19 protein-coding genes are annotated in these 18,570 nt (G+C 63.5%); 8 read left to right on the forward strand and 11 right to left on the reverse strand.

What is annotated here, in order from left to right:
* Nucleotides 1–16 precede the first annotated feature (16 nt).
* Entirely contained in the window at nt 17–1,102 is a 1,086-nt protein-coding gene (locus E4S61_RS08325; protein ID WP_135303475.1) for an aminopeptidase, read from the reverse strand.
* Between the two features lie 43 nt (nt 1,103–1,145).
* Complete coding sequence (locus E4S61_RS26500; RefSeq protein WP_280663801.1) at nt 1,146–1,268, reverse strand: DUF7859 family protein; 123 nt, start codon at nt 1,266–1,268, stop codon at nt 1,146–1,148.
* A 160-nt stretch (nt 1,269–1,428) separates the two neighbouring features.
* On the opposite strand from E4S61_RS26500, the gene E4S61_RS08330 reads away from it, so the two are divergent.
* Nucleotides 1,429–2,100, forward strand: a complete 672-nt coding sequence (locus E4S61_RS08330) for an ArsR/SmtB family transcription factor (protein WP_135303476.1) — start codon at nt 1,429–1,431, stop codon at nt 2,098–2,100.
* A 163-nt stretch (nt 2,101–2,263) separates the two neighbouring features.
* Here the strand turns inward: E4S61_RS08330 and E4S61_RS08335 are convergent, their stop codons facing one another.
* On the reverse strand, nt 2,264–2,773 hold the full coding sequence (locus tag E4S61_RS08335; RefSeq protein ID WP_135303477.1) for a metallophosphoesterase: 510 nt from the start codon (nt 2,771–2,773) through the stop codon (nt 2,264–2,266).
* A gap of 66 nt (nt 2,774–2,839) precedes the next feature.
* On the opposite strand from E4S61_RS08335, the gene E4S61_RS08340 reads away from it, so the two are divergent.
* On the forward strand, nt 2,840–3,823 hold the full coding sequence (locus E4S61_RS08340; RefSeq protein WP_135303478.1) for a cation diffusion facilitator family transporter: 984 nt from the start codon (nt 2,840–2,842) through the stop codon (nt 3,821–3,823).
* On the opposite strand, the gene E4S61_RS08345 is transcribed toward E4S61_RS08340, so the two are convergent.
* Nucleotides 3,814–4,557 carry a hypothetical protein gene (locus E4S61_RS08345; RefSeq protein WP_135303479.1) on the reverse strand — a complete coding sequence of 248 codons (744 nt, stop codon included), beginning with the start codon at nt 4,555–4,557 and terminating at the stop codon, nt 3,814–3,816. The two genes, E4S61_RS08340 and E4S61_RS08345, sit on opposite strands and share 10 nt — an antisense overlap.
* Before the next feature lie 77 nt (nt 4,558–4,634).
* On the opposite strand from E4S61_RS08345, the gene E4S61_RS08350 reads away from it, so the two are divergent.
* The 3 genes from E4S61_RS08350 to serB all read left to right on the forward strand — a co-directional run bounded on the left by E4S61_RS08350 (nt 4,635) and on the right by serB (nt 8,094).
* Complete coding sequence (locus tag E4S61_RS08350) at nt 4,635–6,821, forward strand: ATP-dependent DNA helicase (protein WP_135303480.1); 2,187 nt, start codon at nt 4,635–4,637, stop codon at nt 6,819–6,821.
* A gap of 177 nt (nt 6,822–6,998) precedes the next feature.
* The gene (locus tag E4S61_RS08355; RefSeq protein ID WP_135303481.1) at nt 6,999–7,382 is read left to right on the forward strand and encodes a hypothetical protein; all 384 of its coding nucleotides are present in this window, start codon (nt 6,999–7,001) and stop codon (nt 7,380–7,382) included.
* Between the two features lie 79 nt (nt 7,383–7,461).
* On the forward strand, nt 7,462–8,094 hold the full coding sequence (serB, locus tag E4S61_RS08360; RefSeq protein ID WP_135303482.1) for a phosphoserine phosphatase SerB: 633 nt from the start codon (nt 7,462–7,464) through the stop codon (nt 8,092–8,094).
* A 10-nt stretch (nt 8,095–8,104) separates the two neighbouring features.
* On the opposite strand, the gene E4S61_RS08365 is transcribed toward serB, so the two are convergent.
* The 6 genes from E4S61_RS08365 to E4S61_RS08390 all read right to left on the reverse strand — a co-directional run bounded on the left by E4S61_RS08365 (nt 8,105) and on the right by E4S61_RS08390 (nt 13,616).
* The gene (locus tag E4S61_RS08365) at nt 8,105–8,413 is read right to left on the reverse strand and encodes a DUF7521 family protein (RefSeq protein ID WP_135303483.1); all 309 of its coding nucleotides are present in this window, start codon (nt 8,411–8,413) and stop codon (nt 8,105–8,107) included.
* Nucleotides 8,414–8,503: 90 nt separating this feature from the next.
* Complete coding sequence (locus E4S61_RS08370) at nt 8,504–9,079, reverse strand: DoxX family protein (protein WP_135303484.1); 576 nt, start codon at nt 9,077–9,079, stop codon at nt 8,504–8,506.
* Between the two features lie 165 nt (nt 9,080–9,244).
* Nucleotides 9,245–10,540: an O-acetylhomoserine aminocarboxypropyltransferase/cysteine synthase family protein gene (locus E4S61_RS08375; RefSeq protein WP_135303485.1), complete on the reverse strand. Its 1,296-nt coding sequence runs from the start codon at nt 10,538–10,540 to the stop codon at nt 9,245–9,247.
* 116 nt (nt 10,541–10,656) lie between these two features.
* On the reverse strand, nt 10,657–11,109 hold the full coding sequence (locus E4S61_RS08380) for a pyridoxamine 5'-phosphate oxidase family protein (RefSeq protein ID WP_135303486.1): 453 nt from the start codon (nt 11,107–11,109) through the stop codon (nt 10,657–10,659).
* Between the two features lie 61 nt (nt 11,110–11,170).
* A complete protein-coding gene (locus E4S61_RS08385; RefSeq protein WP_135303487.1) occupies nt 11,171–11,635 on the reverse strand; it encodes a hypothetical protein in 465 nt (154 codons plus the stop codon).
* A 412-nt stretch (nt 11,636–12,047) separates the two neighbouring features.
* Nucleotides 12,048–13,616, reverse strand: coding sequence for a DNA-directed DNA polymerase II small subunit (locus E4S61_RS08390; protein ID WP_135303488.1), 1,569 nt, complete (start codon nt 13,614–13,616; stop codon nt 12,048–12,050).
* A 164-nt stretch (nt 13,617–13,780) separates the two neighbouring features.
* On the opposite strand from E4S61_RS08390, the gene E4S61_RS08395 reads away from it, so the two are divergent.
* Together E4S61_RS08395 and E4S61_RS08400 are read left to right on the forward strand one after the other, a co-directional pair.
* Nucleotides 13,781–14,476, forward strand: coding sequence for a S24/S26 family peptidase (locus tag E4S61_RS08395; RefSeq protein WP_209309464.1), 696 nt, complete (start codon nt 13,781–13,783; stop codon nt 14,474–14,476).
* A gap of 48 nt (nt 14,477–14,524) precedes the next feature.
* A complete protein-coding gene (locus E4S61_RS08400; protein ID WP_135303489.1) occupies nt 14,525–15,217 on the forward strand; it encodes a S26 family signal peptidase in 693 nt (230 codons plus the stop codon).
* A gap of 4 nt (nt 15,218–15,221) precedes the next feature.
* Here E4S61_RS08400 and E4S61_RS08405 read toward each other — a convergent pair whose 3' ends face one another.
* Entirely contained in the window at nt 15,222–16,775 is a 1,554-nt protein-coding gene (locus E4S61_RS08405; RefSeq protein ID WP_135303490.1) for a Cdc6/Cdc18 family protein, read from the reverse strand.
* Between the two features lie 1,151 nt (nt 16,776–17,926).
* Between E4S61_RS08405 and E4S61_RS08410 the strand changes: the two genes are divergently transcribed.
* Entirely contained in the window at nt 17,927–18,568 is a 642-nt protein-coding gene (locus E4S61_RS08410; RefSeq protein WP_135303491.1) for an Era-like GTP-binding protein, read from the forward strand.
* Nucleotides 18,569–18,570 lie beyond the last annotated feature (2 nt).

The raw sequence follows: 18,570 nt of genomic DNA on the forward strand, positions 1-18,570 counted from the left end.
CGCGTCTGATGGGGTACTAGAATCCCGCTTCGAACTGGAACGTCCCGTCGCGCTGGACCACGTCACCGTCTACCTCGATGTACGAGTCCTCGCTCATATCCACGATCATGTCGACGTGAACAGCCGAGTCGTTCTGTTCGTTGTCCTCGCCGACCGTCTCCTCGTAGGCGCGGCCGACGGCCATGTGGACGGTGTCGCCCATCTTCTCGTCGAACAGCATGTTGTAGGTGAACTGGTCGATGTCGCGGTTCATGCCGATACCGAGTTCGCCCAGTCGGTTCGCACCGTCGTCGGTTTCGAGAACTTCGGTCAGCACCGCCTCGTTCTTCGCGGCGCTGTGTTCGACGACCCGACCGTCCTCGAAGTCGAGGTAGACGTCTGTGACCTCTCGACCCTGGTGGTAGAGCGGCTTGTCGAACAGCACCTCGCCCTCGACGCTGTCGGGGACGGGAGCGGTGAACACCTCGCCGCCGGGGAGGTTCTTCTCGCCGTAGTCGTTGAGCGTCAGGTTACCGGCGACGGACATGGTCACGTCGGTCGTGTCACCCGAGACGATGCGGACCTCCTCGGCGGGGTCGAGGATATCGACCATCTGCGATTGATGCTCTCGGACCTCGTCCCAGTCCTTGTTGACGGCGTCCCAGACGAAGTTCTCGTAGCCCTCAGTGGACATCTGCGCGAGCTGGGCGTTCGCGGCCGCCGGGTACTGCGTGAGGTTCCACGTCTTCGAGAGGCGTTCGGCCAGTAAGGGCTGCTGAGCCTGCTGGTAAGCTGCGTTTGTCTCAGGGTCGACGTCACTGGTCTCGGTAACGTTGGCGTTCCCGCGGATGGCGATGTAGGCGTCCATCGCGTCGTAGAGCGCCTCAACGTGGCCGGGCGTCTCGAACTCCTCGCGGTTGCGGAGGAAGGCACGTTGGTATCGCTCGCCGAGTCGGTCCTGCACAACGAGGGGGTTCGCGCCGCGGTCAGCAGCAAGTTCGTGAAGCGCGACGACGAGGTCCTCGGCGACGGGATGGGCGTCGATGACGATATCGTCGCCCTCGCTTAGATCGACGGAGTGGTCGACGATGACTTCTGCGTGTTCGCGGATACGCGGGTCCATAGGGGAACGTCCGGCGACGGGCCCAAACCACTTTCGCCGTCGGCTACTTCTCCTTGCTATTTTCGAGGCCCTCTCGGAACCCGAGGAAGGTTCGGCGCAGCATTAGATACATGAAAAAGAAGAACGCGAGCACTGCGGCGAGGATACCGTAGGTGAGCCAGTCCATAGGGGTCGGTTGACGACGCGCCGACAAAGAGGTTTCGCCACCTCCGATAAAACGGCTGAGTCGGTCGATTTCGAAGAGTAAAATGAGCCTTTGAGCGATAGGCCTAGTGAGCGTCGTACATTGGGGAAGACTCATAACGGGATAGAACATACCATAGTCTATGTCGTTGCTGCCCTCTCGGGACCCGGCAGTGCCCGACGCAGAACCTCGAGTCATCGGGGTCGATAGCGAGGACGCGGACGACGTCTTGTCGGCGCTCTCATCGGAGACCGCTCGTAACCTCCTGGCGGCGCTCAACCGCGAACCGGCACCGCCAGCGGAGTTAGCAGACCGTGTCGATACTTCCCTCCAGAACGCACAGTACCACCTGAAAAAGCTCGAAAAGGCCGGTGCCGTCGAAGTCGTCGATACGGCCTACTCCGAGAAGGGCCGCGAGATGGACGTCTTCGCGCCCGCCAACCAACCATTGGTTATCTGCGCAGGCGACGAACAGGAGACCTCCGGACTCCGGGCGGCAATCTCGAATCTGCTCGGCGGTCTCGCCGTCGTCGGACTGGCGGCGCTCTTCGTCCAACAACTGTTCGGCAAGGGCCTCGGCACCTTCTTCGGGCCGACGGTTCAGAGCGGCAGCGGAGATACAGGCGGGGCCAACCCGAGCTTCTACATCGAGAACGGGACCGTCGCCGACGGCGGGACGACGCCGTATGCCGTCGACGCCGCCTCACAGGGCGGTGCCGACGCCGTCGCCGGGTTACCGCCCGGTCTCGCCTTCTTCGCCGGCGGCGCGTTCGTCCTCTTCGCGCTTGGCGCGATCTGGTACGCGCGCCAGTAGAGTGTCAAACGCCCGTTTCACTCTCCGGTAAGTCCTTTATTTGCCGTGCAGTACGTTCACACGCGTGCCGACCCACTCGGCGCGTCACGGGTCACACTGACATCTACTGGCATTCGGCTTCGACGACGACGTGGCTGGTGTGCCCTTCGCGGCCGCCGGCCCCTCACCGCTTTCGCGTGACCGAGGAGATGATCGTCCCCTCGGGCGAACGCAGTCGCACGCTGAGACGGCCGTCCTCGACATCGAGTTCTGCGTGTGCCGGTTCGTACCGCCGCGGGTCGGCATAGCTCCCCGGGTTGACGAGCAACCGACCGTCGAGTTCGGCGATCTCGGGTCGGTGTGAGTGACCGACGACCACTACGTCGGCGTCTTCCTGACGGGCGAGCATTCCCAGCGCCGTCTCGGTGTGTTCGTGGCCGTGGGCGACGAGAACCGTCAGTTCCGCCCACGACAGCGTGGCGACGTCGGTGAGCCGACCGCGGACCGCTCGCGTGTCGTTGTTGCCGTACACCGCGGTCAGGGCCGCCGCTTCCGATTCGACGGCGTCGAGGACGACTTCGGTCGTGAAATCGCCAGCGTGAACGACGCGGTCGGCCTCGCGGACGGCCGCGAGCGTCTCGCCTTCCAAGCGGTGGCCGTCGGTACCGTGCGTGTCGGAGATAACGGTGAGCATACCTCCCCTTCATCCCGCGGACGTAAATCCAGAACCACTTTCCGCCCGCCTCGTGAGGTGTGAGTAATGGCAGGCAGTAAATCAGTCGTCCTCGCCGCTCTCGTCGCCAACGGAGCCATCGCCATCCTGAAGTTCTTCGGCTTCCTGCTGACCGGGAGCGCCGCGATGCTCTCGGAGACGTACCACAGCATCTCCGACACCGGCAATCAGGTGTTCCTGCTTATCGGCATCCGCTACAGCGGCCGGGACCCAGACCGGACACATCCCTTCGGCTACGGGAAGGCACAGTTCTTCTACAGCTTTCTGGTCTCCGTGTTCCTGTTCGGCATCGCCGGCTGGGAGAGCCTCAAGCACGGCTACAGCGAACTCACTGCGAGTGGCGGACACGGCGGCGGGCACGCCGGCGAGGCCGTCGAGTTCCTCTTCTTCAGTTTCCAGCCCCCGGCGTGGCTGGACCCACTCATGGTCAACTACACCGTCCTGCTGGGCGCGTTCGCCTTCGAGACGTACGCGCTGGTGAAAGCCCGCGCGGAGATGCAACGCCAGATGAAGCGCAACAACTGGTCGGGCTACAAGGAGGCGTTCCGCAAGACCAGCGACGTGACGACGCTGACGGCGCTGACCGAGGACACCATCGCGCTGGCCGGTATCGTCATCGCCTTGGTCGGCCTCTTCCTGGAACAACAGACCGGCAACCCCGTCTTCGACCAGATATCGGCGGTGCTCATCGGTATCATGCTGATGGGCTTCGCCCTGGCGCTGGCGTGGGAGAACAAGCGTCTCCTGCTCGGTGAGAGCCTTCCGAAAGACGAGAATCAGCGCCTCCGTGAGGTTATCCTGCACGACGAACACGTCGCCAAGATAATCGACTTCCGGACCATCTACTTCGGTCCCAACGAGGTCATCCTTTCGGCGGACGTGGCGTTCATCAAGGGTCTCAACACGAGCGAGATAGACGAGGCCATCACCGCCATCGAGGACGAACTGCAGGCGACGAACGGGGACATCCGAAAGGTGTACATCGAACCCGAAATCACGGCTCAGTCGTAGATAGCCGCATCCTCGGCCCACCACGGTATCGGCACGCGGTCGATTCCCGTCCGAACCCGCAGCCGAAGTTCGATTTCGGTGCCGTCTTTCTGTCGTTCCCAGTGTCCGACGTGCCTGACGACGCCCTGTCGGTCCACGTAAATTCGAGAGCGCACCGCGACCACTTGGTCCGGATCCGCTCCGGAAAGCGGCACGTCCGTATCGTTCGAGGCGATGACTGCGAGCGGTCGGCCGTCCCGTCGGACAGTTCCCACCCGGTCGTAGTCTTCGGCGTCAAGCACCTGCCTGAGCCGCGGCGCGCCCGACGCCGAGAAGACGTAAGGAATCCGCCCGTCGCTCTCGTCGGTCACGTAGTCCCGCTCCGGGTCGTCGCGGACGCTCCGGTAGACGACACCATCGGCGACGATAGCGTCGTCGGTCAGCGGCCCGAACGTCTGCCGGACGCGGACGACGCCGCTGTCGCGGTCCATCCACACGGCCCGCGTGTTCTGTGGCCCTTCGCGCTCGACGTGTCGGTGGAAACTCCGCTCGGCCAGGGCCGCCTCGTGCCGATCGACGACGCTGTCGAGGTCGACGCTCCCGTTTTCTCGGGGCACCTCGACCGGTGTCGCCGTCGGTTCGGGCACCGGTGCGGGCGTTAGCGTCGCCTCCTCGCCGCTCGGGTCGCCGCTCGCCAGCAGGCCCGAACAGCCCGCGAGAGTGACGACAGCGACGACGAGGAGCGGACGCCACATACTCACACACTGGGAGCGAAGCGACAAGTGGCTGCCGGGGCCGAACCCTTTTGCCCGAGAGCGACCAATCCCTCTCCGTGGCGACGACCGACGACGGCTACCTCCGCTTTTTCCCGTACGACCAGCCGTACGACCACCAGCGAGAGGCGATGTCGACCATCTACGACGCCTTGGACGAGGGACAGGACGTTCTCTTCGAGGGGGCGTGTGGTACCGGCAAGACGCTGGCGTCGCTGGTGCCGGCGCTCGAACACGCTCGCGAGACGGGCAAGACCGTCGTCATCACGACGAACGTCCACCAGCAGATGCGCCAGTTCGTCGAGGACGCCCGCGCCATCACGCAGAAGGAACGACTCCGCGCGGTCGTCTTCCGCGGCAAGGGGTCGATGTGTCACATCGACGTGGACTACGAGGAGTGTCAGGCCCTGCGGGATACGACCCGCGAGCTCGTCGATGTCGAGGAGGACATCGCCGAACTCGAACGCCGCGAGGGCGAACTGCTGGAGGAGGGACAGGCTGGCAGCAGCGAAGCGATGGACGCCCGCAACGCCGTCGTCGACGAGTTGCGCAACCTTCAGGACCAACAGGCGGAACTCCGCGAGGAGCGGTCGGTCTGTGACCACTACTACCGGAACCTCACCGAGAACACCGAGGAGTTCTACGCGTGGCTCTACGACGACGTACGGACGCCCGACGACGTCTACGAGTACGCCGAGGAGCAGGGCCTCTGTGGCTACGAACTGCTGAAAGAGGGGATGGACGGCGTCGACCTCGTTGTGTGTAACTACCACCACCTGCTGGACCCGACCATCCGCGAGCAGTTCTTCCGGTGGCTCGGCCGGGACCCCGAGGACGTCGTCGCCGTCTTCGACGAGGCCCACAACGTCGAGTCGGCCGCGCGTGACCACGCCCGACGCACGCTCACCGAGAACACGCTGGACCAGGCGCTGGACGAACTGGCGGGGTCCGAGGACTCGCGTGCGCCGAACGCCGCGAACGTCCTCGAAACGTTCCGCGACGCGCTGGTCGAGACGTACGAAGACAGTTTTGGCTTCGGTGGTCGAGAGGCGGTAGACGACCACTGGGAGGATGTTACCGTCGCCAACGACGACCGGAAAGACGACCTGACGCTTTCCTTCCTGCAGGGGTACACCGGCCCCGGCTTCCCCGAGGAGGTCGACAAAGCGGTCGACCTCGGTCGTGACCTCGACGCGCGCTACGAAGAGGAGTTCAAAGACGGGACTCTCGACACCCGAAAGGAGTGTCAGACCCTGCAGGCGGCGACGTTCCTCTCGGAGTGGCTGGCCGAGTCCGACGCCGCCGGGCAGTATCCCGTTGCGAGCGTCCGTCGCGACGAGAGCAGCGGTGACGTCTACGGCCGCGCGGAACTGTACACCTGCATCCCCGAAGAAGTGACCCGCGACCTCTTCGACGACTTACACGCCTCGGTGTTGATGAGCGCGACGTTGCGCCCCTTCGACGTGACCGAGGACGTGGTCGGTCTCTCAGACCCCGTAACGATGGCCTACGGCGCGCAGTTCCCCGAGGAACGCCGCCGGACCTACTCTGTGGACGGGCCGGCGCTCTTTTCGAGCGAGCGGGACAACCCCGAGACACAACGGACCATCGCGCGCACTCTCGAAGACATCATCCGGTTCACACCCGGGAATACGCTCGTGTTCTGCCCCTCGTACAGCGAGGCCGAGCGGTACCACGACATGGTCGCCGTCAGCGGGACGCGCTATCTGGACGAACCCGGCACACAGGCGCGTGACCTCCGTGAGGCCTTTACCACCGGCGACGACGGCGTCCTGTTCACCTCGCTGTGGGGTACCCTCGGAGAAGGCGTGAGCTACGACGGCGACGACGCTCGAACCGTCGTCGTGGTCGGCGTGCCTTACCCCCACCTCGACGACCGGATGGAGGCCGTCCAGGACGCCTATGGAAGCGCGTTCGCCGATGACGACACCGACGCCGAGGACGCCGGGTGGCGCTACGCCGTCGAAATTCCGACCGTTCGCAAGACCAGACAAGCTCTCGGCCGGGTCGTCCGTTCACCAGAGGACTTCGGCGCTCGCATCCTCCTGGATACGCGCTACACGCAAGGTGCCGGGATGGAGATGCACGATTACGCCGTCCGGGGAACGTTCCCGCCCGAGGAACGTCAAGAGATGGTCGACGTCGCCCCGGACAAACTCAAGTTTGCGCTCCTGAACTTCTATCAGGACATGCAGGCGTACGACGGGCCGCCGCCGAAGCCGTAGCGAGGGACTGCACGAGGCGCAGTCCCTCGAAGCAGAACGGCGAAAGTGAGCCGTGAGTGACGAGAGACGCGGAGCGGCCCCCGACGGCGCGTTCGATACGCCGTGAGAACGACGAGAACTGACGCCCGCCTGACGGGGGTACGTTCGTCACCTCGAACGGCCAACGTCGAACTAGCGATGCTCCGAAACGGACTCACCGCCATCGGCGTCGTCGAACTCCTGTTTCCCGAAACGCTCATCCAGGCGGCCGAACAGATAGCACTCGACAACCCGAACGAGTGCGAGTTACGGTCGTGGGTCGCGCCCGGGGCACGAGTGGAAGGACTCGCCATCCTATTCGTTATGTGGCGAAGTGACGACTCGTATTCCGCGTTCAAGCGGTTCCTCGGCCTCGTCGGCGTCCTCGCTCTGGTCGCCCCGCAAGCCTACGTCGACTACGGCGCAGCGCTAGCATATACTGACGCCGCCGACTGCAAGTGGAGAGACTGGGTGTATTCGGGGACCCGTCTCGTCGGGCTGCTGTACGTCCTCGTCGCGGTAGCCGAACGACGAGCAGACTGAGGTGGACTCGAACGACCAGTCGAACCGTCCCGAGCGGAAAGAGGTGGATAGAAAACCCCCGCTGTGCTATCCCCGCGCAATGCTAATCGCGTTCGACTTCGATGGGACGCTCTCGGACTCGGAGATGACGGTCCTGCTCGGGAAACGAAACGGTACCGCACAGGACATGGCTGATATCACCGAACGAGCGATGAACGACGAGATAGCGTACGCAGAGAGCCTGCGCCAGCGCTGTGCGCTGCTCGAAGACCTGCCCGACGAGAAGGCCCAGGCGGCCTTCGACGAGGTTGAACTGCGCCCCGGCGCGGGCGAGGTTATCGCGGCCCTGCGCGAAGCGGGCCACTACGTTGCTATCCTCACCGGCGGGTTCGAACGCGGTGTCGAGGCCGCACTCGCGAAGGAGGGCGTCGACGTCGACGCCATCGTCGCCAACCGCCTCCCGGTCACCGATGACCGTCTCACCGGCGAGGTCGATGGGCCGCTCATCGAGGGGACGAAAGACGACGCCCTCGAAGTGGCGACGGCCATCACCGGCGAAGACCGCGCACAGACCGTCGCAGTGGGCGACGGCGCGAACGACCTCCCGATGCTGAAAGTCGCGGGCCTCGCAGTCGGCTTCGAGCCGAAGCCGGCCGTCGAGCCGTCCTGTGACGTGACCGTCTCGACGATGGGCGAACTGCACGACCTCTTCGAAGAACGAGGAATTCTGTAGTCCGAAGCGACTACGGCCTCGACGCCGGTTCGGGGTCGGCGTGGGCGTACAGCGAGTGGACGAGCAGGCCGAACCCCAGCGCCGTCACCACCCGTTGAACGAGGACGCCATCCAGAAACCCCCAGCCGAGCATCTGGTGGACGCTGCCGCCGAGCAGGAGACCGAGAGTGACCAGCCCGAACCCGGCGGCGAACCGTCGCATCACCGGCGACCCGCTCCGACGGGCCGCTCGGTAGGCGAGGTGAGTGATGACGCTGCCGAGGACGAGGACGACGGCGCTGGTCACCACCACGAGGATGGTCGTGAGTGCTGGCTCCATATCAACCCCTCCAGATATTGCGGCATCGGTTCGGTCTCAGGCGTGCCGATGCCGGGCACGCGGGTAGTGAACGAGCGGTCCGCACGGTCCTCACCCGAGGAGCGCGCGGAGCCACGCGTTGTTTTTCACGACGTCGAGTTTCTCCAGGTAGGCGTCCAAGCCGAGGATGCGGCCCGCGCCGATCGCGCCGAGGCCGAACAGGAGCGCCGCGTAGACGACGTGGTCGTCGACGACCCAGCCGTGAGCGATCGGAAGGCCCGCCATGAGGCCGCCCTGGAGGCTCGCCGCCCAGAACATGAGCATCATGACGGCACCCCAGAACGCGTTCCAGCGGACGAACGCGCCGACGATGAGGCCGATGCCCGTCAGGGTGAGCCCCCACATCACGAGCATGTCGATGAGCGGGCTGCCGGCCATCGCGCCCCACATCCCCACGAAGGGATTGCCCTCGGGGATGGCGTTAGCGAGGTAGCCAGCCGCCGTCCAGTCGTTCGCCGGGTCAGCATCGAGGTACGTGATGAGTTTCGTGAGACCCCCTTGCAGGAGGACCCACCCCATCGTGACCCGGAGCGCGAGGATGGCGTAGCCAATCCAGTGCTCGGAGTACTCGAAGTCGGTTTCGCGGCCGAACAGTTCTGCGTCGAGGCGCCGGGTGTTGGTGGACATTATTGGTTCCCTCTACAGGTAAGAATTGGACCGCACACCTCTTGAAGCGAGACGAGGGTTCCCAGATATCGAGAATTCAACAGTTCCGGTTCCCGTCAGCAAGTCGCCGAGCGCGGTGGGTCAACCGCCGGTCGTGGGCCGGTGCCGTCGCGGCTCGACCGACGCCTACCGCGTTGCCTGGCCGATGGCCTGGTCTAAGTCCGCGACGATGTCCTCGACCGCCTCGGTCCCCACCGAGAGGCGCACCATATCGTCGGTGACGCCCGCAGCGGCTTTCTCCTCGTCGGTGAGTTGCTGGTGGGTCGTCGAAGCGGGGTGGATGACGAGCGTCTTCGCGTCGCCGACGTTCGCCAGAAGTGAGGCGATTTCGGTCGATTCGACGGTGGTCCGAGCGGCGTCGTAGCCGTCTTCGAGACCGAACGTTATCATGCCGCCGTAGCCGCCGTCGAGATACTCGCTCGCAGTCTCGTGGGTCTCGTGGGAGTCCAGGCCGGGATAGGTGACCCACGACACCTCGGGGTGGTCGTCTAAGAACTCCGCGACAGTCATCGCGTTGTCGCAGTGACGGTCCATGCGGGCGGGGAGGGTTTCGAGGCCCTGCATCGTCTGCCACGCGTCGAAGGGCGACTGCTGGCAGCCCAAATCTCGCAGCCCGCGAGCGATGGCGGCGTAGGTAAAGGCCGCGTCGCCGAATCGCTCTTGGAAGTTGACGCCGTGGTAGGCGGGGTTGTCGCCGGCGATCTCGGGATACTTCTCTTCGTACTCGTCCCACGGGAACGAGCCACCGTCGACGAGGACGCCGCCGACGGTGGTGCCGTGGCCGTGAATCCACTTCGTCGTGGAGTTCCAGACGAGGTCCGCGCCGTGGTCGATGGGATTACAGAGGTACGGCGTGGCGAAGGTGTTGTCCACGAAGAAGGGGACGCCGTGGTCGTGGGCGATGTCGGCCAGCCGCTCGAAGTCGGGGGTGACGAGCGCGGGATTACCGATGGTCTCGCAGTGGACGTAGGCCGTGTCGTCGTCGATGGCCGCCTCGTAGGCGTCGTAATCCAGCGTATCGACGAAGCGCGTCTCGACGCCGTTACGCGGTGCGGTGTGCGTGTAGTAGGTGTAGGTCCCGCCGTACAGCGAGGAGGCGGTGACGACGTTGTCACCTACGTCAGCGAGTAAGAACGTGGCGAGGTTGAGCGACGCCATCCCCGAGGCGGTGGCGACGGCTCCGACCCCGCCTTCGAGTGCGGCCAGTCGCTCCTGTAACATCCCGACAGTGGGGTTCATCAGCCGTGAGTAGATGTGTCCCGGCTTCTCTAAGGCGAACTGCGCAGCGGCGTCCTCGGCGTCCTCGAAGACGTAGGAGGTGGTCTGATAGATGGGCGGTGCGCGCGCACGGGCCTCGGCGTCCGGCGTTTCCTGTCCGACGTGGAGTGCGTCGGTCTCGAACTGGCGGTCGTCGTCGCTCATACACCCGCCCTGTCACGGGGGACCCCCTTAAGTCTCGCTGGCAGCGGCGATACGCTCCCGAAATCCGGGATACCGGCGAACATCTGCCGGCATCTCGGGGACGGATAGGACGGAACTCAGCCGTCGAGCGACCCGGCGTAGGACTGGTCGCGTGCGACCACCGTCTCGGGCTCGAAGCGCACGAGGCCGTAGCCGTCGCCGCCTAGCCCGCGAAATCGCTCGTCCCAGTCGTCTCGGTCGGGACCGAGGTACTTCCGGAGCAACCGTCCCGCTCGGTCGGCGTCGTACGCTTCCAGCGTCGCTGTCCCGCGCATCCCGACGTGTTCGACGCCTCCCGCTTTCGGGTCGAAGTCCACGATAGCGAGCGCAGAGTCGGGGAACTCTCGGACCCGGTCGGGGTACGAGCGCCCGTCTTCCATGGCGATGAGCCACACGTGCTGTTCCTCCCAGTGGAACCACAGCGGAGAGACCCGTGGACCGGCCACCGAAGATTGAGCGAGAAAACAGAACAGCGGGCGAGCAAGGAACTCGTCCAACGGGGTTTCGAGCGTGTTCTCGACGATATCCATACCGATGCGACGAGCGCCCGAAGGAATAGATTAGCGGAGACGCGGGCCGCTCACCCGGATACTAGGAAGGTGATGCGGACGGCGATTCGCCTTCGCTCCGACACCGCGCGTCGAACGACGGTTCGCCGTTCTCGATGGTCGCGTCGACGACGAAATCGGGACATTCCGCGGGGTCCCACGTTCGCCCCCGCTGGCCGCCCTCGCTGCTGATGCTGAAGTCGTACTGTTCGTCGGCCCGCCGGAGCGTCGCGACCATCTTGATGGACTCGCCAGCGGGCAACGTCCCCGAGAAACTATCGGTCACGCTCGACCCCTGATTGACGACGACTTCGTAGGACCGGGCGACGTCGTCCCGGTTTTCGAGCGTGAGCGTGACGGATACCTCTTCGCGTGTCGGCGTTGGCGTCTCCGTCTGGGAACCCCCGTCACACCCGGCGAGCGATGCCGCGATACCTGTACCGGCGAGCGCGAGCACTCGCCGCCGCGTTTCGACGTGATCGCTATCCAACCGGCTTAGTCTCGACATGGACGGACCTGTATCGGGGCGTGGAAAAGGGTTCTCGCCGAGATCGATGCACGAGGCGGTCGCTCCTCAGTGTCGTTGGAGTGGAAATAGGGGGCAAAGCGGAGAGTATCTGGGAGTTAGGACGATACCGGGCCGGGAGCGCGTTTCATCGCGCGACCTGGGGAAGGGCAGGCTGACGACAGAACGTACCGCTCGCCCTCGCGAGCGGTTTCCCCGAACTCGCGGCGACGCCGCGAGTTCGGCCTTTTTCGCCCACGTTCATCAGAGCGAAGCTCTGATGCAGCCTCTTGGAGAGCAAAGCTCTCCAATGGTCGGCGAATCTTCGATTCGCCTCGACATCAGAAGTCTTTGACTTCTGAGGACGTTTTTCAAGGAGCGGTCGCCGAAGGCGACCCGACGCAGAAAAAGGTGGTTAGGAGAACTTCCGGACCGTCATATCGAGCGTATCCAGGTCGAGGATGGGCGCGAAGCCAGCGTCGGGGTCGATGTTGACTGACTTCTGGAAGTCGGTCTGGGCCTGCCAACACCCAGAGTTCAGCGCGAGGACGTTGTGGTACTTCCCCCAACCGAGCTTGTGGACGTGACCCGTGTGAAACACGTCGGGGACTTCCTCCATGACGAGGTAGTCGCGGTCCTCCGGCGCAAGGCGGGTGTGGCCGCCGTACTGCGGGGCGACGTGGCGCTTTTTCAGGAGTTGGTACATCGCCTTGTGCGGTTCGTCGTAGTTGGCCTCCTCGTCGGGGAGTTCGGCGATGACCTCGTCTAGCGAAACGCCGTGGTACATGAGGATAGTGACGCCTTCCACCGTCACCAGCGCCGGGTTCGAGTGGACCTGCGCGTCGTGGGCGGTCATGATCTCCCGCAGCTCCTCGTCGAAGCCGGGTTGGGGTTCTGCCAGTCGCACCGCGTCGTGGTTGCCTGGAATCATCCGAATCTCCATGTCGCCGGGCACCTCCTTGAGATACTCCGAGAACGCCTCGTACTGCTCGTAGATGTCGATGATGTCGAGTTCCTTATCCTGCTCGGGGTAGACGCCGACGCCTTCGACCATGTCGCCGGCGATGAGGAGGTACTCGACGTGTTCGGCCTCCGACGTGTGCAACCAGTCGGTGAAGCGGTGCCACGCGTCTGCCATGAACTCCTGACTGCCGACGTGCACGTCGGAGATGAGCGCCGCCTGCACGTGGCGATCGGCAGTCGAGGGTTTGTGGGTTCGCGGTACGTCGGGGAAGTGAAGCGAATCGACAAAGAGGATACCGGCGTCGTCGGCCAGGGTTCCGTCGACGGCGATGACCTCGTCCAAGAGGAGTTGCTGGACCAGATCGGCGATGGGCCGGTCTTTCATCACGAGACATGGGAAGGTTCCGTTGGTGTCTTCGAGTTCGACCAGCCAGTGCCCGCTGGCCGTCGAGCGGATGTCCGACACCATCCCGATGAGCGCTGCCTCGCTTCCGCCGGCCATATTCTGGATGGCGTCCGTCGGGCGGTGGTTTACCCGGCCTCGGAGGTTGCCAGCGAGTTTCTCGTAGCGGTCGCGAAACACCGTCACGAAGTCCTGATACTCGCCGGTGCCCGTCGAGTTGCCGGTCATGTCGTTGGCGACTTCGATGGCTCGCTTCGAGCGGTCCACGTCCCGTGACCCCCCCGTTTCGGGTGGAGTTCGATCGTGACCGTCTGGCGATTGTGGGGCGTCGGTTCCAGTCGAAACAGGGGGGTCATCCCCCTCGGTCGGCGTCGAGTTCGGCTTCGGCGCGTCGCCGGGCCGCGCAGTGGCGTCGGCGCGCGATTCCTCGCGGTCGAGGACGGAATCGACGTGCGCGACGGTGAGCTTCAGCGCGTCGTCGGGCACCGTTTCCAGTGCGCGTTCGAGGGCGGCGGTGGAGTCCGGCGCGTCGGCCAGCCGAGTGACGGCCTCGCGTTCTGCGTTGTAGCCGCGACTGGCGAGTTCGCTGACGATGCGGGCCGGCGTCGAGAGCGGCACGTCCTGTTACTCCGCGTCTGTGGGCAAAAATATAGCGGACCCGAAACGGCAGGCAAACACGAGAAGCCGAGCGACCGCGAAACAGCGAGTGACCGCGAGACGGTTGCCCGCACTCGGCGGGCGTCACAACATTGATGCACGGGTGCTGACAATCCGGGGTACGGATGGTCCCCGACGACCCTGTCGACGAGACGTCGCACCCCCCCGGCAAGGCCGGAGAGGGCGAGACTGAGACGGCCGACACGAGCGCCGACGACGAGCGTGTCCCGATGGCGGTGTACGTCCGCGATATCGGGTCGAGTATCGGTGCAGTGTTGCTCGTCGGCGCGCTCTTGTTCGCGGTCAGCGGCATCTGGCCGCCACTGGTCGCCATCGAGAGCGGGAGCATGGAACCCCACATCGACACCGGCGACATGGTGTTTCTGATGGACGAAGAGCGGTTCGCCGGGTCGAACGCCACGCACGGCGTCGTCACCGCTCGCAGTGCCGAGGGGTACGTCCGCTTCGAACAGCCCGGCGACGTCATCATCTACGAGCCCGACGGGAGCGAGCGACGGACGGCCGTCATCCATCGGGCGATGTTCTACGTCGAGGACGGCGAGAACTGGTACGACCGCGCCGACCCCGACGACATCGGCGGGGCCGACGACTGTGCCGAACTGCGTAACTGTCCCGCCCCCCACGCCGGGTTCATCACGAAAGGCGACAACAACGACGCCTACGACCAGGCGACGACGACCAGCGGCGTCGTCCGCGCCGAGTGGGTCATCGGCACCGCGGAACTCCGGATCCCGGGTCTGGGATGGATTCGTCTCCAGACCCAACCGGGACAGTCACCGTCGCAGAACCGCGCGACGTAGCTTCGACAGCGGAACGTTGATTGCCTGTCTGGCAGTACCCCCATAGGAATGTCCAGCGACGAGGGTTTGTCGGCGATCGGTGATGACGGCAGTCCCGGCGCACTGGTCTACGTGAAAGACATCGTCGGCAGCGCCGGTGCCGTCCTGCTGGTCGGTCTATTGTTGTTCTCGGTCAGCGGCGTCTGGCCGCCGCTGGTCGCCATCGAAAGTCCCAGCATGGACCCCCATATCCAGAAGGGCGACCTCGTGTTCGTCATGGAAGAGGAACGGTTTGCCGGACCGAACGCCGTCCACGGCGTCGTGACCTACCAGCGAGGGAAGAGTTACGTGCGCTTCGAACGCCCCGGTGACGTCATCGTCTACGCTCCCGATGGCGACACCCGAACGACGCCGATCATCCACCGGGCGATGTTCTACGTCGAGGACGGCGAGAACTGGTACGACCGCGCCGACCCTGCGGCTATCGGGTCGGCCGACGACTGCGCCGAACTCACCCACTGCCCGGCACCTCACGCCGGGTTCATCACCAGGGGCGACAACAACGCTCGCTACGATCAGGTCGGAATGAGTCCCATCAGCGAACCCGTCAAGGCGTCGTGGGTTGTCGGGACCGCGGAGTGGCGCGTCCCACTGTTAGGAGAGATCCGACTCGGATGGAATCAGGCCGCAGCGCTCGAGGGCGAACCGACCACGTCAGCGAGCGACCCGATACCCCCGCAGAACGGAACTGTCGGCGCGTAGCGTTTCAGTTGTCGAACCGTGCCTGTACGAACGGTTGCACGTCGTCGATGTCCCCGAGGCGGGAATCCGAGAGCAGGACCGCTTCGGTCTCTTCGGTCGGCACCGACAGCGATATTTCCTTCGTCCGGCCGTATCGACCCTTCGAGACGACGACGGCGTTGACGATGCCGAGCATGTCCAACTCCGAGATGAGGTCCGTGACCCGGCGTTGTGTCAGGACGTCGGCGTCGATCTCCTCACAGAGGTTCTTGTAGATGTTGAACACCTCGCCGGTGTTGATGTTGCGAACGCCGTTCTTCTCTAAGAGGATGATGGCGAAGAGGACGATCTTCGATTGGGTCGGCAACGTCCGGACCACCTCGACGACTCGGTCGAGTTCGATCTTCTCTTGGGCCTGCCGGACGTGGTCTTCCTCGACCTGATCGGTCTGGTCGCGTTCGGCGAGTTCGCCAGCGGTTCGCAGAAGGTCGAGCGCGCGCCGGGCGTCCCCGTGTTCCTGTGCGGCGAAGGCCGCACACAGCGGAATGACATCCTCGGAGAGAGCGTCACCTTTGAACGCGACGTCGGCCCGCGCCTGCAAGATATCGCGCAGCTGGTTGGCGTCGTAGGGCGGGAAGACGATCTCCTCTTCGCCGAGACTCGACTTGACGCGAGGGTCCAGAAAGTCGGTGAACTTTAGGTCGTTCGAGATGCCCATAATGGAGACGCGGGAGTTCTCCAGCTCGGAGTTCATCCGTGAGAGGTTGTAGAGCGTGTCGTCGCCCGACTTCTCGACGAGTTTGTCGATTTCGTCGAGCATGATGACGACCACTCGCTCGTGGTAATCGACGGCTTCGAAAAACGAAGAGTACACCCGATCGGTCGGCCACCCCGTCATTGGCACTTCCTCGAACTCCTCTTTGTCTGCGGCCAACGAGTCGATCTCGTCGTCGATCACGTCAACACTCTCGAAGGTGGTGTCGGCGAGTACGGCGTCGTCTTCGCGTGCGCGCGAAGCGAGCTCTTCTAGTTCCCCGATTTGGTCGTTGATTACCTCGACGTTCTTGTTGATGAACTTGTTGGCGAGTTGTGCGAGGACGCGGTACTGCGTATCCGTCACCTCGCAGTTGATGTACTCGACTTCGCAGGGAACCTCGTATTTCTGTGACGTGGTCTCCAGTTCCTCGCTGACGAACTTGGCGCTGGCAGTCTTGCCCGTCCCCGTCTTCCCGTAGATGAGGATGTTCGAGGGTGTATCCCCACGGAGCGCTGTGACGAGGATAGTCGCCATGTTGTTGATCTGCTCCTCGCGGTGGGGGAGCTTGTGCGGCGTGTAGGAGGGGCGAAGCACCTCTTTGTTCTCGAATATCGGCTCGCCCTCCAGTAAGTCGTCGAACAGCCCACGGGAGGCCTCGTCGGAGTCGCCACTGTCGCCGGTGTCGAGGTTGTCGAGGACGACGTCGTCTAGGTCCGGTGTCCGCGATCGCGTCTCGGCGGACTGCTCGTCCGCCGAGAGGTCATACGAATCGTCCTCCGGCGTATCAGGCTCCGTGTCCGGATCGTCACTTGCGTCAGTCATGCTCGGAGAGCTACCCCTTCGTTTCGAGTGGAAAGTCGGGCACGCACCGGGAGAGCGGACGCGACGAACGCGTTTTTGCCATCGTTGGCGAGTTTCGACGCTCTCGGGTGCGTCCAGTTGAACCACATGAACCCGTGGCTGATTGCGTATTAAATATTTCGGTCGTATACCGCTCTCGGCTGGACCTGAAACGCTGCTGTCGACGGGAAGGGGCGCTCTACATCTCGGTCTTGGAGAACGACCGTCACCCGACTGTTAGGGCGGTGGTACCACCGACTTGCTTCGATTGGGGTGGGGGTAGTGCGTCGATTCGAGTCGAACGACGGGGTGGGTACTTCGTCGTCGCGACTCGATTGGAGTTTCCCCCGAACGTCGTTGTAGGGTGGGGCTACTGCTTTCTGGACGTGACGGAAATCCATCCATCCCGGATTGCGGATCGACCCCCCCACCCCTTCGTTTCGGGTGGAGCGCCCAAAAAGGCGGGGAGGGGGTGCAAGCCAGCAGCAGGTGGTAGCTAGTCTAGGAAAGATTTAATACATTGTCTGAAAAACCAAATCCGCACTAGCGAGAAAGAAGTGACTAGTAGTTGTGGTGTACGGCTAGACTAGTGTTTCAGTTCCTGTTGGTCCGCTTATCGCTAGTCTAGGTCGCGACAATCCTTCCTCGAACACCGTCGAATCGACTGTCGCGTGGTCTCGATAACGGGCCTGTTACCGGTTCCACCTGAAACGAAGGGGTGGGGGGCTCCTTCCCCCACCGTCGTTTCCCATCCACCCGCTTCGGTCCCGCGTTCGACATGCCGGTCCCGTCTCATACTCTCGACACCTGCTATCTCACATCACATCTCGATGTTGATAGACGCTCGGCTACTTCGCGCTCGATTACTCACCTACCGACTCTAATACTACTCTGATAATCAACATGCTACAAGAGGAAGAAATACAAGAGAAAGAGTCATTTTCGCGGCTTTCAGACACCTCATTGGTTTCAAGCCGACCCTCTCTGATAGGTAGGAGTGGCGATATCTCAGAGACTCGATACGTACTACTATCAGAAATATCTCATATGTCTGACGTAGCCTTAAGTGAATTCGTCTATCTTCTACGGGCAGAAGCCGCCATTTCGGCACGTCCGGGCGGCTGGAGGATAGGATGGGATTGTTAACAAACCTCAAAGATAGCATTTCGCGGGCAGCATCGACGCTGTTCTCTGAAGAAGACCCAAAGCGGATCGGTATCTACGGCCCGCCCAACGCGGGCAAGACGACGCTTGCGAATCGGATCGCGCGGGACTGGACCGGCGACGCCGTCGGCCCGGAGAGTCACGTCCCTCACGAGACGCGACGCGCACGGCGAAAGGAGAACGTCGAGATCGAGCGAGACGGAAAGAAGGTGACTATCGACATCGTCGACACGCCCGGTGTCACGACGAAAGTCGACTACACCGAGTTTCTCGAACACGATATGGAGAAAGACGATGCCGTTCGTCGCTCTCGGGAAGCCACGGAAGGGGTCGCGGAAGCGATGCACTGGCTTCGCGAAGACGTCGACGGCGTCATATACGTGCTCGACTCCTCGACTGATCCGTTCACGCAGGTCAACACGATGCTCATCGGCATCATCGAGAGTCAGGACCTCCCGGTGTTGATTCTCGCCAACAAGATCGACCTAGAGGACTCGTCGGTACAGCGGATTCGAAACGCCTACCCCCAGCACGAGACGATTCCGCTCTCTGCGCTGGAAGGGGACAACATGGACGAGGTCTACGACAAGATCGCGGAGTACTTCGGGTGAAC

Origin of the sequence: Haloarcula amylovorans, from assembly GCF_004681185.1 — an archaeon.
GTDB classification, from domain to species: Archaea; Halobacteriota; Halobacteria; order Halobacteriales; family Haloarculaceae; genus Haloarcula; species Haloarcula amylovorans.

Excerpts from the sequence above, each read along its gene's own strand:
- E4S61_RS08325 (WP_135303475.1), bottom strand. The coding sequence starts at position 1,102 with ATGGACCCGCGTATCCGCGAACACGCAGAAGTCATCGTCGACCACTCC.
- E4S61_RS26500 (WP_280663801.1), bottom strand. The coding sequence starts at position 1,268 with ATGGACTGGCTCACCTACGGTATCCTCGCCGCAGTGCTCGCGTTCTTC.
- E4S61_RS08330 (WP_135303476.1), top strand. The coding sequence starts at position 1,429 with ATGTCGTTGCTGCCCTCTCGGGACCCGGCAGTGCCCGACGCAGAACCT.
- E4S61_RS08335 (WP_135303477.1), bottom strand. The coding sequence starts at position 2,773 with ATGCTCACCGTTATCTCCGACACGCACGGTACCGACGGCCACCGCTTG.
- E4S61_RS08340 (WP_135303478.1), top strand. The coding sequence starts at position 2,840 with ATGGCAGGCAGTAAATCAGTCGTCCTCGCCGCTCTCGTCGCCAACGGA.
- E4S61_RS08345 (WP_135303479.1), bottom strand. The coding sequence starts at position 4,557 with ATGTGGCGTCCGCTCCTCGTCGTCGCTGTCGTCACTCTCGCGGGCTGT.
- E4S61_RS08355 (WP_135303481.1), top strand. The coding sequence starts at position 6,999 with ATGCTCCGAAACGGACTCACCGCCATCGGCGTCGTCGAACTCCTGTTT.
- serB (WP_135303482.1), top strand. The coding sequence starts at position 7,462 with ATGCTAATCGCGTTCGACTTCGATGGGACGCTCTCGGACTCGGAGATG.
- E4S61_RS08365 (WP_135303483.1), bottom strand. The coding sequence starts at position 8,413 with ATGGAGCCAGCACTCACGACCATCCTCGTGGTGGTGACCAGCGCCGTC.
- E4S61_RS08370 (WP_135303484.1), bottom strand. The coding sequence starts at position 9,079 with ATGTCCACCAACACCCGGCGCCTCGACGCAGAACTGTTCGGCCGCGAA.
- E4S61_RS08375 (WP_135303485.1), bottom strand. The coding sequence starts at position 10,540 with ATGAGCGACGACGACCGCCAGTTCGAGACCGACGCACTCCACGTCGGA.
- E4S61_RS08380 (WP_135303486.1), bottom strand. The coding sequence starts at position 11,109 with ATGGATATCGTCGAGAACACGCTCGAAACCCCGTTGGACGAGTTCCTT.
- E4S61_RS08385 (WP_135303487.1), bottom strand. The coding sequence starts at position 11,635 with ATGTCGAGACTAAGCCGGTTGGATAGCGATCACGTCGAAACGCGGCGG.
- E4S61_RS08395 (WP_209309464.1), top strand. The coding sequence starts at position 13,781 with ATGGTCCCCGACGACCCTGTCGACGAGACGTCGCACCCCCCCGGCAAG.
- E4S61_RS08400 (WP_135303489.1), top strand. The coding sequence starts at position 14,525 with ATGTCCAGCGACGAGGGTTTGTCGGCGATCGGTGATGACGGCAGTCCC.
- E4S61_RS08405 (WP_135303490.1), bottom strand. The coding sequence starts at position 16,775 with ATGACTGACGCAAGTGACGATCCGGACACGGAGCCTGATACGCCGGAG.
- E4S61_RS08410 (WP_135303491.1), top strand. The coding sequence starts at position 17,927 with ATGGGATTGTTAACAAACCTCAAAGATAGCATTTCGCGGGCAGCATCG.